The following is a 15,236-nucleotide window of genomic DNA, read 5'->3' as shown; positions in this document are numbered from 1 at the left end:
ATTAGGCCGCAGTGAGATGCCCGACAAGAACCCGTTACCCAGGCGTTACATAGGTGATCAGTTCAAGTCCGACGTTTCACCAGTTCAGAGGCATGATTGATGGCCGGAAATCCAGGAATGCGCTTTCCCCTCTTGCCGACCCCGCCGGGACGCGCTTACGCTGAGCGTACTCTGATAGGTACCGTTAACTACGCTCGCTGGCTCAGAAGGTCCAGAACTCGTTCGCGTTCTCCTTGGTCGCCAGCTTGACCGGGACCGCCACCGTCTTGGCGACCGTCTGGCCCTTGGCCACCTTGATGGCGTCCTGCACCGCCTGCCAGCCGATCAGGCGCGGCTGCTGGGTGACCGTGGCGGCCATGCTGCCCGCCCGCACCGCCTTGATCCCGTCCGGCGTGCCGTCGAAGCCGACGACCTTGACGTGGCCCGCCTTCGGCCCCAGGGCCTGGATCGCGCCCAGCGCCATCTCGTCGTTCTCCGCGAACACCCCGTCGAGGCCAGGGTGGGACCGGATGAGGCCCGTCATGACGTTCAGGCCCTTGGCCCGGTCGAAGTCGGCCTGCTGCGTGGCCACGACCTTGATCTTCGGGTACGCGGCGATGCCGTCGGTGAAGCCCTTGCTGCGGTCTCGGGAGGCGGAGGTGCCGGCCGTGCCGCGGAGCACGATCACCTCGCCCTTCCCGCCGATCTGCTTGGCCAGCTCCTGCGCGCCGAGCTTGCCTCCGGCCAGGTTGTCCGAGGTCAGGGTCTGCGCCACCGAGGCGTGGTTGATGGCGCGATCGGCCGCGATCACCGGGATGCCGGCCAGGTTCGCCGCTCTGACCTCCGTGGCGAGCGCGTTGGAGTCGACCGGGTTGATGATGACCGCTTTCAGCTTGCGGCTGGTGAAGCCCTGGATCTGCGTCGCCTGCCGGGAGGCGTTGTTCTGGGCGTCGGCGACGGCCAGCTTGGCCCCGAAGCGCTGCGCGGCCGCCTCCGCCCCGTCGCGGAACTGGACGAAGTACGGATTGTTCATCGTCGAGACCGACAGGCCGATGGTGAGGCCCTCCGTGGCGTCGCCGTTGGCGGGCACGCCACAGGCGGCCGCGCCCAGAGCGAGACCGGCAATGGCGTACGCGAGACTTCGCATGATCATATCTTCTCGTTGGGCTTCAGCCCCGCTGCGAAAGGGCACCGACGCGGGCGGCGAGCGCGCTCCACACGCACCCGTGACCGCCCGGCCGCTGCGCTGAGGCCGGGCAGCGGCACGAACGGCCACCACGTAACCGCTGGTCAGAGTGTATGTGATGGTCTTCACGTTTGCCGAACCCGAGTTGTGAGACCGTCATCACGGCGACGGCGCGAACCCCAGGAGACTCAATGGTCCCAGCCGGCCACCAGTTCCACGAACGTCGCCGGATGCTCCACGTGCAGGAAATGCCCGGAATCCGGCCACACCACGGTCCTGGATCGCGGGTGACCGGGGAGATCCGCCTCCCACCGCGCGGCCTCCGGCACATTGTGCACGGCGAGCACCGGACAGGCCCGTCTGGCCAGATATCGCTCCGATTCCCGCCGCACCCCGAACGCACCCGGCACGGTGTACATCCCGGCGTAGCACTCGGCCAGCACGTGACCTGGCGTGGCCAGCAGCTGCCCGGTGATCGGCGCGGGCAGCGGCCCGAGCTGCCGCAGCGCGGCGGCCACGCCGTCGGCGCGCAACGCCGCCAGGCGCCCGGGGATGAGCCGTTCCTCCTCCTCGTCGGCGCCGTAGGCGGGGGCGACCACGACCAGCCCGCTGACCAGCTCCGGGTGCTCGACCGCCAGCGCGGTGACCACCTGGGCGCCCATGGAGTGCCCGACGGCCAGCACCGGCTCGTCGAGCAGCGGCACCAGGTCGCGGGCCAGGTCGACGGGCCGGTACCCGGTCGCCGGGACCGGGGAGCGGCCGTGGCCGCGCAGGTCGGGGGCGATGACCCGGCGGCCCCCGAAGTCCAGGGCCCGCCACAGCCGGTGGTCGCCGCCCCAGCCGTGCACCAGGAGCAGCGGTGGGCCGCCCTGGCCCCAGGTGTCGACGTGCAGCCTCATGGGATGCCCCAGGTGCTGGAGAGACCGGTGTTGCTCATGTGCGGTAGATGATCTGCTCGAAGCGCGCCGAGCAGCCCTCTCCCGCCAGGTCCTGCACCCAGAACCCCACGAACGCGCCGGTGAAGCCGAAGGCCCGCACCTTCCCGTCGATGAACTCGTCGGCGTGCTCGTCCGACAGGATCGTGGCGTCCAGGTCCTGGCCGTGGTTGAAGCGCACGACCGGCCCGTCGAACTCCACGCGCAGCTCGACCTCGCCTCCCACGGGGCCGAGCAGGCGCTCGGTGCGGGTCCCCTGGTCGCTGGTGGTCAGCACCAGGCCGTCGGCGGTCACGGCCAGGTAATGCCAGTTGCGCGAGTTGTAGTAGGCGACGATGCCCGCCCACTGGTGGACGCTGTCCGGCTCGAACCGCATGACCGTTTCCAGGGAGCACTTCCGGTCCGTGACCCGGCGGGCGACCAGGCTCGGGGTGCGCAGGCCGTACGGGGACTGACCGCCCTGGACGGTGAGCCCGCCCTGGTCGGCGGTCAGCCAGTCGGGCGAGGCGGGCCGCCGCAGCGTGCTCCAGTCCGGCCCGAGCCCGCCGGGGGACGGCGAGCCGCCGTTCCAGCCCTCGCTCGCCGGCCACGGGTGCGCGGGCAGCTCGGGGGCGGCCACCTCGACGGCGGGCACGCCGCCCGCCACGCGCGGCCAGCCGTCCTCCCAGGTCACGCGCTGCAGCGCGGTCTCGCGCCCGAGCACGCACCTGCCGTTGTGGTACGGCCGGGCCATCAGGTGGGACAGGTACCACTCCCCCGTCTGCGTCTCCACCAGGCAGCCGTGCCCGGCCTTCTGCAGCTCCAGGCTCCGGTCGTGACGCGAGGTGAGCATGGGCCCCGCCGGGTCCTCCTCGTACGGCCCCGACATCGAGCGGGAGCACAGCACCGTGACCCCGTGCTCGTAGCCGGTGCCGCCCTCGGCCACCATCAGGTAGTACCAGCCGTCGATCTTGTAGAGGTGCGGGCCCTCGGTGACCTTGCGGTTGGGCAGGATGAGCTCGGGTTTGCCGCCGTCGAGGGGCTGCAGCTCGATCCCGGCGAACCCGCGGCCCGGCCGGGAGTCGAAGACCATGTTGAGCAGCCAGCTCCGGCCGTCCTCGTGGTAGAGGGAGGCGTCGAAGCCGCGGCCCGGCAGCCGGACCGGGTCGGACCACGGCCCCTCGATCGAGGGCGCGGTGATCAGGTGGTTGGCGATGTCCTTGTAGCCGAGGGCGTAGTTGTCCATCACGCCGTAGACCAGGTGGAACAGCCCGTCGTGATAGGTCAGGTCGGGCGCCCAGACGCCTCCTGAGTCGGGCACGCCGGACAGGTCGAGCAGCTCGCGCCCGGTCAGGATGCCGCCCAGCGGGCGCCAGTTGACCAGGTCACGGGAGTGGTGCACCCGGACGCCCGGATACCACTCGAAGGTCGAGGTGGCCAGGTAGTAATCCTCTCCCACCCGCACGATCGAGGGGTCAGGGTCGAAACCGGGCAGGACGGGATTGCGGATCATACGATCTCCACACTCTTTCCAGCAGGAAGCTCAACTTCTCGGCGCAGGCCCGAGGCACGGTGAACAACGGTAACGGTCTGGTCGATCAGCGAGATGGTCCCGGCCCGGACACCGTCGCCCCAGGGGGCGCGACGGGCCGGGCAAGGAGTGCATCAGTCCTCCAGGAAGAGCACCACGGTGCTGAGGGGCGCGACCTCGATCGGGGTTCCCAGGCGGACGCGGCGGCCGGTCACGAGGTCACGGGCGTGGCCGGGGCCGGTGGTGTGCAGGCGGCGGGGCCGGTCCTCGGAGGTGTTCATGCCGATGAGGTAACGGCCGTAGGAGCAGCGGTAGAACTGGGCCTTGCCGACGAAGAGCTTCTCCACACCCGGGAAGTCCACCCCGAGCGCGGGGTCCGGGACGTCCGCGGGATACGGCCCGACCTTGAGCACCTCGCCCGCGAAGGCCTGGTGGACCTGCGGACCGGGGGGCGGGAAGCCGCCGGGCGGGATGTGGGAGGCGGCGGGGTCGTTGATGGCGAAGGAGAAGCAGACCCAGTCGGCCTCGGTCCAGGTGTCGCCGGTGGGCGTGACCTGGCACTGCTGCCGGACGGTGGCGACCCGGTGGGTGTCCGGGGTGATGTGGTGGACCCGGGCCAGGTCGTTGACGGCCTGCCGGGCGCGCCAGTAGAGGGAGGCGTAGAGGATCTCCTTGCCGTTCTTGATCGCGACGACGCCGTTCTCCTCGTCGGAGAAGACGAAGGCAGGGGCGTCCCAGTCCATGGGGAACCGCGTGCCGCTCGCCGGCAGCGCCTGGAAGGCGGGCCAGTCGCGCTGCACGAGGCGCAGGGCGTTGAGCCCCACGCGCGGCCAGGTGTTGGTGAGCAGCAGGTCGAGGTGGCCGAAGAACTGGTTGTCGGCGATCATGCGCTGGGCGTGCCCGGCGATCGCGGGGTCGCCGAGCACGGCGGCGGCCATGGCGGGGTGGCCGTCCCAGGCCAGGCGCTGGGCGTAGACGACGTCGCCGGGATAGTGGTCGTCGCGCCAGCCGACGGCGGCCTCCATGCGCATGGTGCGGTAGCCGTCGTTGTCGACCTCGGGGTAGCGGAAGACGGCCCGCGCGTTGATCATCTTGATCAGGTGCGCCTTCAGCTCGGCGTCCTCGACGCCGTCGAAGCGGGTGACGGCCTCGTAGAGCAGGACCAGCCAGTCGGTCACCTCGCCGTAGTTGCCGACGTAGCCCAGCTCTCTGGTCAGGCCCTTGCGGGTGACCTGGTGGAAGTGCTCGCCGAGGATCTTGCTGGGGGTGCCGGAGGCGTCCTCGCGGCCGAGGAAGGGCTTCAGGCCGACGGACTGGTGGATGTAGTCGCGGGCCTTCTCCTCGGTGAGCGGCGCCTTTCCCGGATTTATCAGCATCAGGGCGCGGTTGCAGCGGTAGATGCCGAGCGCGCAGATCATCGTCTGGTTGCTGTAGTGCGGCATGTGCTGGCGCCAGTACGAGATCGACTCGGCCAGCATCCTGGTGTACGCGTCCCGCCGTACCGGGAGATCGCCCTGGACCGGCGGGGTGGCCCCGTCGAGCGGCGTGACCTCGACGTCGTCGAACCAGGCGGTGCCGCCGCCCTCGACGCGGACGTCGAGCCGGAGCTCGACCGCGGTGGCCGGGGTGGTCAGCTCGGCGGTGATCTGCGTCCAGTCCCGGGTGCCGGCCGGGGCGTAGAACTTGTTGTCGGTGCCGACGATCTTGCCGGCGGCGTCGTAGAAGAGCACATCGAGGTAGGCGCCCGGGGCCACGACGTCCTCGGTCCTGACCCAGACGCCGTAGCGGTGCCGGCCCTGGCCGATGAGGGTGCGGTTCTGGGCGGTGTTCCAGCCCGCGGCGGCCCCGGCGGCGACGGTGACCTTGACCGAACGCGAGCCGCCGCGCTTGACCGTGTCGTCCCAGAGCCAGGTGGCCGTGCCGGCCCACCGGGCGGTGTTCCAGGAGGCGGGGGCGGTGCCGCCGCGCTCGAAGCCCGGGTTGGGCGCGCCCACGGGCCGCCCGCCGACCGGGCGCTCCAGCCGGTCGCCCAGGACGTCGCGGAGCAGCAGGAGCGCCGTGCCGACCTTGGCGAAGCCCTCCCACTGCTGGTCGGAGGCGGTCAGCACGGTCGGGTCGGCGAGCCACTTGGTGTAGCGGGCGTCGATGGCGGCCAGCACCTGGTCGATCGCGTCCGCAGACTGGTGGGCGGGGCTCTCGGGCCAGAAGTAGCCCTCGGCCAGCCCCTGGAAGGCCCAGGAGTCGAGCGAGGCGGGGTTGCCGTCGAGCCAGTTGCGGTGCTCGCGCAGCACCCTGGCCTTGATGTCCGCCAGCACCTCGGGGCCGGGCGCGGGCCGGACGGGCGCGTCGGGCGCCGGCCCCTGGATGCCGTCGCCGGGGAAGTACGGCTCGGTATGGGTGTAGATCCGGTAGAAGGGGCGGCTGGGCTTGTCCATCGAGCGGTAGAACTCGGCCGCGTTCTGCCCGTAACCCCAGATCCGGCCCATCGACCGGATCTCCAGCGTGACCTGCTCGCGGTCGCGGGTCATCGCCTCGGGCAGCGGCAGCGTGTGGAAGTGGAAGCGGCCCGGCGAGTGGGCGTCCTGGCTGAGGATGTCCAGCGGGTCGACCGCGCCCAGGTGGTAGTGGCCGACCTGCGCGCCCGCGCAGAAGAGCTGGAGCCGGGACTGGTCGGCCTCGCTCGCGGCCCGGTCGCCGCCCCACAGCTTGATCGTGACGTACGTGGTGCCGCGCGGCGCGCACTTGACGGTGAAGGAGACCGTGCCGCCCCAGACCCCGGCGGACTCCTGCGGGTTGAGCACGCGGGCAGAGCGGCCGAGCGCCCCGGCCACCACCGCCGACCGGTCGGCGGTCACCGCGTGCGCGCTCTCGGAGGCCTCGTCGCCGAAGACCACCACGTCCAGCGGGGCCTCACGGCCCGTCGTGGCGGCGGCGGCCTCGCCGTTCCATAACCACGTGGCGGCGGCCAGCGCGCCGGAGGACGCCAGCACGGTCCTCCGGCTGATGGGGAGCGCCATCGTCACTGGCCCTTCAGGTAGGCGTCGGCCTGCTTGGCCATCTCGGCCTGGACCTTGGCCAGGCCCGCCCGCTCCAGCGCCTTCTTCAGCTTGTCCAGCCCCTGGTCGACATCGACCGCGCCGATGAACAGCGGGTTCGCGAACTGCGTCATGGCCGCGGTGACCTGGGTGTTCTCCCGCTTGATCGGCTCCGGGTCGGGGACGAAGCTGGCGTAGGGATCGACGGTGAAGTTGTCGATGTCCTGCGCCCAGTCGAACCACTTGGCCTCGGACTCCGTCATGCCCTTGACCCGGCGCTCCAGCTTGGCCCGCCAGGCGAGAGCGAAGCCGGGGAAGGTGTAGGTGGACAGCTGCTCGTACTTGTCGTCGCCGACGGGGTTCCAGTCCTTGCCGGGGAGGCCGTAGTTGATCAGGTCGTGGTTCTCCTTGATCGACACCCAGTCCTGCAGCTGCATGGCCTTCTCGTTGCTCTCACCCTTGGCGTTGAGCACGACGAAGTTGTCGCTCTGGAACGTCTGGTACGGCTTGGCGCTCTCGCCGCCCTTGAGCGGCATCACGTTCGCGATCATCGCGCCCGGCACGTTCTTGGTCAGCTCGGACAGCCCCGTGGAGGACAGGCCGTCGGTCATGGCCCAGCCGGTGGCGACGCGGCCGGCCTTGAACTGGGAGTCCAGCGCCTTCGAGTCCAGGGTGAGGGCGTTCTTGTTGATCAGCCCGTCCTGGTAGTACTTGCGGATCTTGCGCAGCGCGTCCACCGTGCCCGGGGCCTCCCACCACGGGATCGGGTTGGACGAGCCGGTCTGCTTGCCGTCGGCGGCCAGGACGAAGTTGAGCGAGTCGCCGGTGAAGGAGGCGATGCTCATGGTGGGGTTGTCCCACATGTAGGGGTTGAGCCAGCCGACCGGGTTCCACGCCACCAGCAGCTTGGGCATCCGGGAGCTGACCCCGATCGGGATGATGTCCTTGTTCTTCTGCTTGACGTCGTACCAGAACTTCTCCAGCCCGGCGAAGTCCGTGATGTCGCTCATGCCGAGCTTCTCCGCCAGATCCTGGCGGATGCTGAAGTGGTGGAAGCGGGCGACCGAGTTGATCTGGGGCAGGCCGTAGAGCTTGCCGCTCCACCGGTTCAGCTCGATGATCTTCGGGTCGATCGTGGCGGTCAGGTTGGGGTACTTGCCGCTGGACAGCAGGCTGCTCAGCTCGACGATCGAGCCGCTGGCCGCGAGCTGGGTCATGTTGAGCCAGCGCGCCTGCAGCGCGGTGTCGAACTTCTCCCCCGCGGTGAACTTGAGCAGCGCCTGCTGGCCGTAGCTGGTCCACGGGATGAACTGCGGCTTGATGGTGAAGCCCAGGTCCGCCTGGAGCTTCTTGTTGACCTCGGCCAGGACGGCGTCCCAGCCGGCCGGAACGTCGCCGGGGAGCAGCAGGCTCAGCGCGAGCGCGCCGGCGCTCTGGGCGCCGCCGGTGGCCTGCGGCTTCTGGGAGTCGTCCGAGCAGGCGGCGAGGAGGGCGGCCAGGGACAGGCCGCCGCCGGTGGCCAGCAGGCGGCGCCGCGACATGAGGTGGTGGGACACGGTAACTCCTGAGGTGGGGGGAGCGGGATCAGCCCTTGGTGGCACCGAGGGTGATGCCCTTGACGAAGTAGCGCTGGGCGAAGGGGTAGGCGAGCAGGATCGGGCCGATGGCGACGGTGGTGAGCGCCAGCCGGAGCTGGTAGACGGGGGTGGCCGCCTCGGCCAGCTGCGGCAGCATCTGCGTGAACGAGATGTTGGAGATGAGGTTCTGCAGCACGAGGGGCAGCGGGAACTTGTGCACGTCGTCGATGAACAGCAGCGCCATGAACCAGTCGTTCCAGTAGTGCACGGCGTAGAAGAGGCCGACGACGGCGAGGATCGGCTTGGACAGCGGGATCGCGATCGTGAAGAAGATGCGCAGCTCCCCCGCGCCGTCGATCTTGGCCGACTCGAAGATCGACTCCGGCAGCTGGCGGAAGGCGCTGACCTGGACGAAGACCAGGAACGGCATGACCAGCAGCGGCAGGATCACCGAGAAGTAGCTGTTCTGCAGCTTCAGGTACTGCGTGACCAGCAGGTAGAGGGGCACCAGGCCGCCGGAGAACAGCATCGGCAGGTAGGAGAAGACGGTCAGCGGCCGGCTGAGGCCGGGCAGCCGCCGGGCGATCACCCAGCTCAGCCCCGAGGTCACCGCCAGGGACAGGGCCGTGCCCACGACCGTGATGAAGACGCTGGCGAAGTAGGCGTTCAGCACCGCCGGACCCGTGAAGATCATCTTGTACGCGGTGAGGTCGAAGGCCGCGGGGAACAGGCTGTAGCCCGTCGTGGCCAGCTCGGACTCGCTGGTGAGGGACCCCGAGATGATCATCCAGAACGGGATCGCGCAGGCCAGCATGGCGAAGGAGACGCCGATGACGCTGACGATCGTGAACGGTTCCAGCTTCTTGCCGCTCATAGGATGCTGGTCTCCTTCGAGTACTTGCGCTGGATCAGCACCGCGATCACCACGAGGACGAAACCCACCACCGACTGGAACAGGCCGATCGCGGCGGTGGTGCCGAAGTCGCCGAGCTGGCGCAGGGCGCGGAAGACGTAGGTGTCGATGACGTCCGTGCTGTCGAACAGGGTGCCGTTGTCCCCGACGATCGCGTAGATGGTGCCGAAGTCGCCGTAGAAGATCCGGCCGACCCCCAGCACCAGCAGGACCGCCGCGGTGGGCTTCAGCAGCGGGAGGGTGATGCGCCAGGCCATCTGGGCCCGCGAGGCTCCGTCGATCATCCCGGCCTCGTAGACCTCCTCGGGGATGCCGGTGATCGCGGCCAGGAAGATGACGCTCAGGTAGCCCCCGAGCTGCCAGATCTTCACCACGGTGAGGATCCACGGCCACGGCCCCGGCTCCGTGTACCAGTCGACCGAGGGGAACCCGAGGCCCCCGAGGGCGTCGTTGACCGCCCCGCCCCCGCCGGAGGCCCCGGCCAGCAGCACCTGCAGGATGATGCTGATCACGACCGGGGAGACGAAGTAGGGGAAGAAGACGACGGACTGGGAGACCCGCTTGAAGAACGTGCTGCGGATCTCGTTCAGCATGATCGCCAGAACCATGCCGGCGGCCAGCGTCGCGACCAGGAACAGGATGTTGAGGAAGAGGGTGTTGAACAGGATCCTCGCCGCGTCCCCGGACTCCAGGAAATAGCTGAAGTTCTCCAGCCCGTTCCACGGGCTGCCGAAGATCCCCTGGCTGACGTCGAACTCCTTGAACGCCACCACCAGGCCGGACATCGGCAGGTAGCTGAAGACAAGGAAGAAGGCGACGGCCGGCAGGGCGAGCAGCCCGATCGTCCAGTTCGTACGGACCGCCCTGCGTCGGACGCGGCGCCTGTCCGGCGGCCCGGAAGGCGGTCTCGTCTGAGGCTCTGGCCTCGTCTGTAGCGTGCTCATCACCGAAGTCCCGTCTGAGGCGGCAGCAGGTGGTTCTCTAGGTTGATAGAAACCGGTCGCTGCGAACGCTACGTCCGACCGGCCAGCACGTTCAAGGCTGCGTTACAGAGACGTTACAGATCAGCGCAGGCCAGCCGGGAGATCCTGGTAAGACGCGCCTTCGAGTTAATCGGGGATTGCCCGTTGACCACAGAGGGCTGCGCTCCTAGTTTAGAAACCGGTCTCTATCGAATGGAGGGCTTCCCCCGTGTCCCCACGCCCGAAGGCGCTGTTCGCCATGCGCGAGGAACATCTCGCTCTGCTCTTCCCCGCGCCCTTGCTGCGGCGGCTGGACACGCTGGCCGACATCGACGTCGCCGTGGTCGCCGAGCGGTTCGACGACCCGCGCGTGGCCCTGGCCGACGTCGAGATCCTCATCACCGGCTGGGGCTGCCCGCCGATCGACGAGGCGCTGCTGGCCGCCGCGCCCCGCCTGCGCGCCGTCCTGCACGCGGCCGGCTCGGTGAAGGGCATGATCAGCCCCGCCTGGTGGGAACGCGGCCTGCTGGTCTCCTCGGCCGCCGAGGCCAACGCCGTCCCGGTGGCCGAGTACACCGTCGGCGCGATCCTGCTGGCCGGGAAGGGGGTCTTCGCCCTCAACCAGCGCTACCGGCGCGACCGCTCCTTCACCCTGGCCAAGATCGAGCCCGGCATCGGCAACAACGGCCGCACGGTCGGCATCGTGGGCGCCTCCCGCATCGGCCGCAAGGTGCTCGAACTGCTGGCGCCGTACGACCTGGACCTGTGCCTGTACGACCCCTACACCCGGGTTCCCGGCGTACGGCAGGAGTCGCTGGAGGAGCTGCTGCGCCGCAGCGACATCGTCAGCCTGCACGCCCCCGCCACCCCCGAGACCGAGCACATGCTCGACCGGGCGCGGCTGGCGCTGATGCCGGACGGCGCGGTCCTGATCAACACCGCGCGCGGGTCGCTGGTCGACACCGACGCGCTGATCGGCGAGCTGAAGTCCGGGCGGCTGTCGGCGGTCCTCGACGTCACCGAGCCCGAACCGCTGCAGCCCGACTCGCCCCTGTTCGACCTGCCCAACGCCTTCCTCACGCCGCACATCGCCGGCTCGCACGGCAACGAGCTGTCCCGGATGGGCGCCGTCGCCCTGGACGAGCTGGAACGGCTCATCGCCGGGCTGCCGCTGGCGCACCAGGTGACGCACGAGGACCTGGACCGGGTGGCCTGATGGAGGTGACCTGGCGCGACCTCGTCCTCGACCTGACCACCGGCGCTCCGCCCCGGCTGCTGGCGATCGGCCCGTTCCGGGGCAACGGCCGCTCGGCGCTGCCGGTGGTGCAGATCGAGGTGACCGGCCGGGGCAGGAGCGGCACGTCGGGCAAGCGGCACGTGGACGGGCTGAAGCTGCGCTACGAGAGCCACCGCGCCGAGGACGAGCGCCTGACGATCCGCTCCGGCGGCGACGGCGTCTCCGTGACGACCGTCTTCCAGGCGGTCGGCCCAGTGATTGGACAGGTGATTGGACAGGTGATTGGACAGGTGATTGGACAGGTGATCGGACAGGTCGTCCGGTGCTGGTCGACGGTGACCGCGACGGACGAGCTGGTCCTGGAGCACGTGTCGAGCTTCGCGTTCGCCGGGCTGCCCTGGGATCTGACGGTGTGGAGCGCGCGCAACCCGTGGAGCGGCGAGTTCCGCTGGTCGGGCCGGCCGCTGGAGCTGCACGACGTCGGCATGACGCGTTTCGGCCAGACCGGGACGAAGAACCGCGTCGCACTCACCAGCACCGGCTCCTGGCCGTCCTCCGAACACCTGCCGACAGGGTGGCTGGAGTGCGCCGGCGGCACGCTCGCCTGGCAGATCGAGCACAACGGCCCCTGGCACGCCGAGCTGGCCGACCGGTTCGACGACGTCTACCTGGCGCTGTCGGGACCGTCCCAGCGCGAGCACGGCTGGTCGGCGCGGCTGGCGCCGGGCGAGAGCTTCACCACCGCGACCGCCGCGTTCACCGTGGCCGGCGACCCCGTCGCCGCCCTGACCGCCTACCGCCGGGCCGTGCGCCGGCCGCACCGCGACAACGCCGAGCTGCCGGTGGTGTTCAACGACTTCATGAACTGCCTGATGGGCGACCCCTCGACCGAGCGCCTGCTGCCGCTGATCGAGGCCGCCGCCCGGGTCGGCGCGGAGTACTTCTGCGTCGACGCCGGCTGGTACGACGACTCGCTGGCCGGGCCCGGCGACGGCGGCGTGCCGGGCTGGTGGGACACGGTCGGCGCGTGGGAGCCGTCCACCGTGCGCTTCCCCGGGGGAATCGGCGAGGTCATCGACGCGATCAAGGGCCACGGCATGGTCCCGGGGCTGTGGCTGGAGCCCGAGGTCATCGGCGTACGCAGCGGGGTCTCCCTGCCCGAGGAGGCGTTCCTGCGCCGGGCCGGAACCAGGCTGGCCGAGTGGGGCCGCCACCAGCTCGACCTCAGCCACCCCGCCGCCGTCGCCCACCTCGACGCCGTGATCGACCGGCTGATCCGGGAGCACGGCATCGGCTACTTCAAGTTCGACTACAACATCGACATCGGCCCGGCCGATCGGCTGCTCGAACACAACCGCGCCTACCTGGCCTGGGTCGAACGCCTGCTGGAGCGCCACCCCGGCCTGGTGATCGAGTCCTGCGCGGCCGGCGGCATGCGGCTGGACGGCGCCACCCTGGCCAGGCACTCCATCGCCTCGCTCACCGACCAGCAGGACGAGCTGCTGCTGCCCGCCATCGCCGCCGCCGCGCCCGCCGCGGTGCCGCCGGAGCAGGGCGCGATGTGGGCCTACCCGGCCGAGCGGGTCGCCTGGTCCATGGTCACCGCGATGCTCGGCCGCATCCACCTCAGCGGCCGGCTCGACCTGCTGGACCCGGACCAGCTGGCCGAGGTCGCCGAGGCGATCGGCGTGTACAAGTCCTACCGCGGCGAGCTGGCGCACGGCCTGCCATGCTGGCCGCTCGGGCTGCCCGGCTGGCAGGACGACCGCCTCGCCCTGGCCGTGGACTGCGGGGACACCGTCTACCTCGCCGTGTGGCGCAGGGGCGCGCCGTCCGCGACGATCGAGCTGCCCTGGCCCTCCGGCTGCGAGGTGACCCCGCTCTTCCCGTCGGCGACCGAGGCGGGCTGGCAGGCGGGCATGATCGGCGTCGTGTTGCCCGAGCCGTATTCCGCGGCGCTGCTCCGCCTGACGAAAGGTGCGCCTTGCCACGAAAGCTGACACCACCGAAGCCGGACGCCGCCGCGCGGAAGGCCGCGCCGCCGAAGCCCGACGTGCGGGAGACAGCACCGCCGAAGCCCGATGCGCGGGAGGCCGCGCCGCCGAAGTCCGATGCGCGGGAGGCGGCGTCGCGGAGGGCCGATGCGCGGGAGGCGGCGTCGCGGAGGGCCGCGCCCGTGGATGATCTGGAGCGGGCCACCATCCGCGACGTCGCCGCCCGCGCCGGGGTCTCCGCGTCCACGGTCTCCCGGGTCCTCAAAGGGGACTATCCGGTCGCGCAGGCCACCCGGGCCCGCGTGCTGCGGGCCATGCGCGAGCTGGACTACGTCCTCAACGTGCACGCCCGCGCCCTGTCCGGGGCCGGCACCAAGATGGTCGCCTTCGTGCTCGACGACGTCACCGGGCCCTCCTTCGCCTATGTCGCCAAGGGCGTCGAGCAGCAGGCCACGGAGGAGGGCCGGCTGTGCCTGGTGTGCGCCACGCACGGCGACCCGGCGCGCGAACTGGCGGTCGTCGAGGCCATGCGCGAGCAGCGCGCCGACGCGGTGATCCTGGTCGGCGGCGGCTCGGCCGACGACGCCTACCGCGCTCGGATGTCGCACTTCGCGCACGCTCTGGACAAGGCGGGCTCCCGGCTCGTGCTGTGCGGGCGCCCGCCGCTCGGCGACGACGTGCCGACCACCGTCGTCGAGTACGACAACGAGGCCGGCGCGTACGCCATGACCGGCCACCTGCTCTCGCGCGGCCACCGCCGGATCGTCTATCTCGGCGCCGCCACCGCCGACGACCAGAACACCACCAAGATCGACCGCGTGGCCGGCTTCCGCCGCGCGCACGAGGACTACGGCGTCCCCTGCGATCCGGACCTCGTCCTGCCCGGCGACTTCTCCCGCGGCGCCGGTTACGAGGGGACCAGGCGGCTGCTGGCGGCGGGCACGGAGTTCACCGCGATCTTCGCGGGCACCGACATGGTCGCCGCCGGCGTGCTGGCCGCGCTGCGCGAGGCGGGCCTGCGCGTGCCCGAGGACGTGTCGGTCGCCGGCTACGACGACATCCCGCTCGCCGCCGACCTCGTGCCCGGGCTCACCACGGTGCACATTCCCACCGAGGAGCTGGGCCGTACCGCCGTGCGGCTGGCCCTGGACCCCGGCCAGCCGCAGCACGTCATCCTGGGCACGCACATCGTGGTGCGCGGATCGGTGGGTGAGAGGATCGTCAGTTGAAGGGGTTGTCGTAGGTGAACGACTTCCTCTTCCAGGTGGCCTGGTTCTGGCCGTTGAAGTTGACGCCCTCCACCTCGACCGTGACGTTCCTGACGGTGCTGCCGACGGAATCCGTCGTGCCGTACAGCTGGGCCGGATACAGGCACTCGGGTATCGTCGTGTCCCCCCAGTTCAAGCTGTACGAGGCGCGGAGGGTGGCGCGGTCGTTGATCAGGACGTACCCCCCGGCGGCGCTGTAGCTCGACTCGCGGCACAGGTAGAACTGGTAGGTGTACGTCGTGCTGTCGTTGAACTCGATCCAGCCGTAGATGCCGGCCAGCTTCCGGCTGTTGTCCCCGCGTACTTCCAGGAAGATCGGGACCTGGGCGGCCGAGTGGGCCGGCACGACCGGCACGGCGACCGCGGCCAGCAGCGTGAGAACGACGGTCAGGAGCCTGGTCGTGCGGCGTCGCAGGATGTCGGGTAACAATTCCCGCCCCCTTCTGTCTGACATGGCGTCGGCATCACCCTGCGCTGGGGGCCGTCGAGCCGTCCACTAGAGGATTCGTCGGGCCGGAATCGGGCGCGCGCTAACCTGGCCGAACGCCCGGCTGATAAGGGGGCCGGTCTCTCCTTTCACCGGCGGTTTTGGGGTGGCCGCGGGGCCCGGGGCGCAGATTCCTGTTCGTGAAAGTTTCAA

11 protein-coding genes are annotated in these 15,236 nt (G+C 70.3%); 3 read left to right on the top strand and 8 right to left on the bottom strand.

Translation table 11 applies throughout. The annotated features are described in order from the left end of the window. Positions 1-202: 202 nt before the first annotated feature. The 7 genes from AB0J87_RS12990 to AB0J87_RS12960 form a co-directional block, all read right to left on the bottom strand. A complete protein-coding gene (locus AB0J87_RS12990) occupies positions 203-1,126 on the bottom strand; it encodes a substrate-binding domain-containing protein (RefSeq protein WP_363964833.1) in 924 nt (307 codons plus the stop codon). Between the two features lie 227 nt (positions 1,127-1,353). Continuing rightward, the gene (locus tag AB0J87_RS12985; protein ID WP_363964832.1) at positions 1,354-2,064 is read right to left on the bottom strand and encodes an alpha/beta hydrolase; all 711 of its coding nucleotides are present in this window, start codon (positions 2,062-2,064) and stop codon (positions 1,354-1,356) included. Between the two features lie 34 nt (positions 2,065-2,098). Next, positions 2,099-3,592 carry a glycoside hydrolase family 43 protein gene (locus AB0J87_RS12980; protein ID WP_363964830.1) on the bottom strand — a complete coding sequence of 498 codons (1,494 nt, stop codon included), beginning with the start codon at positions 3,590-3,592 and terminating at the stop codon, positions 2,099-2,101. 152 nt (positions 3,593-3,744) lie between these two features. Beyond that, on the bottom strand, positions 3,745-6,627 hold the full coding sequence (locus AB0J87_RS12975; RefSeq protein WP_363964829.1) for a hypothetical protein: 2,883 nt from the start codon (positions 6,625-6,627) through the stop codon (positions 3,745-3,747). Positions 6,628-6,629: 2 nt separating this feature from the next. Further along, entirely contained in the window at positions 6,630-8,201 is a 1,572-nt protein-coding gene (locus AB0J87_RS12970) for a DUF3502 domain-containing protein (RefSeq protein ID WP_363964827.1), read from the bottom strand. 28 nt (positions 8,202-8,229) lie between these two features. Continuing rightward, the gene (locus AB0J87_RS12965) at positions 8,230-9,096 is read right to left on the bottom strand and encodes a carbohydrate ABC transporter permease (protein WP_357737024.1); all 867 of its coding nucleotides are present in this window, start codon (positions 9,094-9,096) and stop codon (positions 8,230-8,232) included. After that, positions 9,093-10,079 carry an ABC transporter permease subunit gene (locus AB0J87_RS12960; RefSeq protein WP_363964825.1) on the bottom strand — a complete coding sequence of 329 codons (987 nt, stop codon included), beginning with the start codon at positions 10,077-10,079 and terminating at the stop codon, positions 9,093-9,095. The genes AB0J87_RS12965 and AB0J87_RS12960 overlap by 4 nt, the downstream gene beginning before the upstream one ends. Positions 10,080-10,326: 247 nt before the next feature. Here AB0J87_RS12960 and AB0J87_RS12955 point away from each other — a divergent pair, with 247 nt between their 5' ends. Genes AB0J87_RS12955 through AB0J87_RS12945 form a run of 3 tightly spaced genes read left to right on the top strand, consistent with a single transcriptional unit; the run spans position 10,327 to position 14,557 of the window. After that, positions 10,327-11,313: a hydroxyacid dehydrogenase gene (locus AB0J87_RS12955; RefSeq protein ID WP_363964823.1), complete on the top strand. Its 987-nt coding sequence runs from the start codon at positions 10,327-10,329 to the stop codon at positions 11,311-11,313. Next, positions 11,313-13,334 carry a glycoside hydrolase family 36 protein gene (locus AB0J87_RS12950; RefSeq protein ID WP_363964821.1) on the top strand — a complete coding sequence of 674 codons (2,022 nt, stop codon included), beginning with the start codon at positions 11,313-11,315 and terminating at the stop codon, positions 13,332-13,334. Before AB0J87_RS12955 ends, AB0J87_RS12950 begins: the two co-directional genes overlap by 1 nt. Next, positions 13,319-14,557 carry a LacI family DNA-binding transcriptional regulator gene (locus AB0J87_RS12945; protein WP_363964819.1) on the top strand — a complete coding sequence of 413 codons (1,239 nt, stop codon included), beginning with the start codon at positions 13,319-13,321 and terminating at the stop codon, positions 14,555-14,557. The genes AB0J87_RS12950 and AB0J87_RS12945 overlap by 16 nt, the downstream gene beginning before the upstream one ends. Here AB0J87_RS12945 and AB0J87_RS12940 read toward each other — a convergent pair. Next, on the bottom strand, positions 14,550-15,026 hold the full coding sequence (locus tag AB0J87_RS12940) for a hypothetical protein (RefSeq protein ID WP_363964817.1): 477 nt from the start codon (positions 15,024-15,026) through the stop codon (positions 14,550-14,552). The two genes, AB0J87_RS12945 and AB0J87_RS12940, sit on opposite strands and share 8 nt — an antisense overlap. Positions 15,027-15,236 lie beyond the last annotated feature (210 nt).

The sequence above is a fragment of the Nonomuraea sp. NPDC049625 genome (genome assembly GCF_040675285.1).
GTDB lineage: Bacteria > Actinomycetota > Actinomycetes > Streptosporangiales > Streptosporangiaceae > Nonomuraea > Nonomuraea angiospora_A.
This window is presented reverse-complemented; position numbering and strand designations above follow the sequence as displayed.

What these genes read in the sequence shown, in the direction of transcription:
- AB0J87_RS12960 (WP_363964825.1), bottom strand. Translation starts at nt 10,079, where the DNA reads ATGAGCACGCTACAGACGAGGCCAGAGCCTCAGACGAGACCGCCTTCC.
- AB0J87_RS12985 (WP_363964832.1), bottom strand. Translation starts at nt 2,064, where the DNA reads ATGAGGCTGCACGTCGACACCTGGGGCCAGGGCGGCCCACCGCTGCTC.
- AB0J87_RS12975 (WP_363964829.1), bottom strand. Translation starts at nt 6,627, where the DNA reads ATGGCGCTCCCCATCAGCCGGAGGACCGTGCTGGCGTCCTCCGGCGCG.
- AB0J87_RS12950 (WP_363964821.1), top strand. Translation starts at nt 11,313, where the DNA reads ATGGAGGTGACCTGGCGCGACCTCGTCCTCGACCTGACCACCGGCGCT.
- AB0J87_RS12980 (WP_363964830.1), bottom strand. Translation starts at nt 3,592, where the DNA reads ATGATCCGCAATCCCGTCCTGCCCGGTTTCGACCCTGACCCCTCGATC.
- AB0J87_RS12990 (WP_363964833.1), bottom strand. Translation starts at nt 1,126, where the DNA reads ATGCGAAGTCTCGCGTACGCCATTGCCGGTCTCGCTCTGGGCGCGGCC.
- AB0J87_RS12965 (WP_357737024.1), bottom strand. Translation starts at nt 9,096, where the DNA reads ATGAGCGGCAAGAAGCTGGAACCGTTCACGATCGTCAGCGTCATCGGC.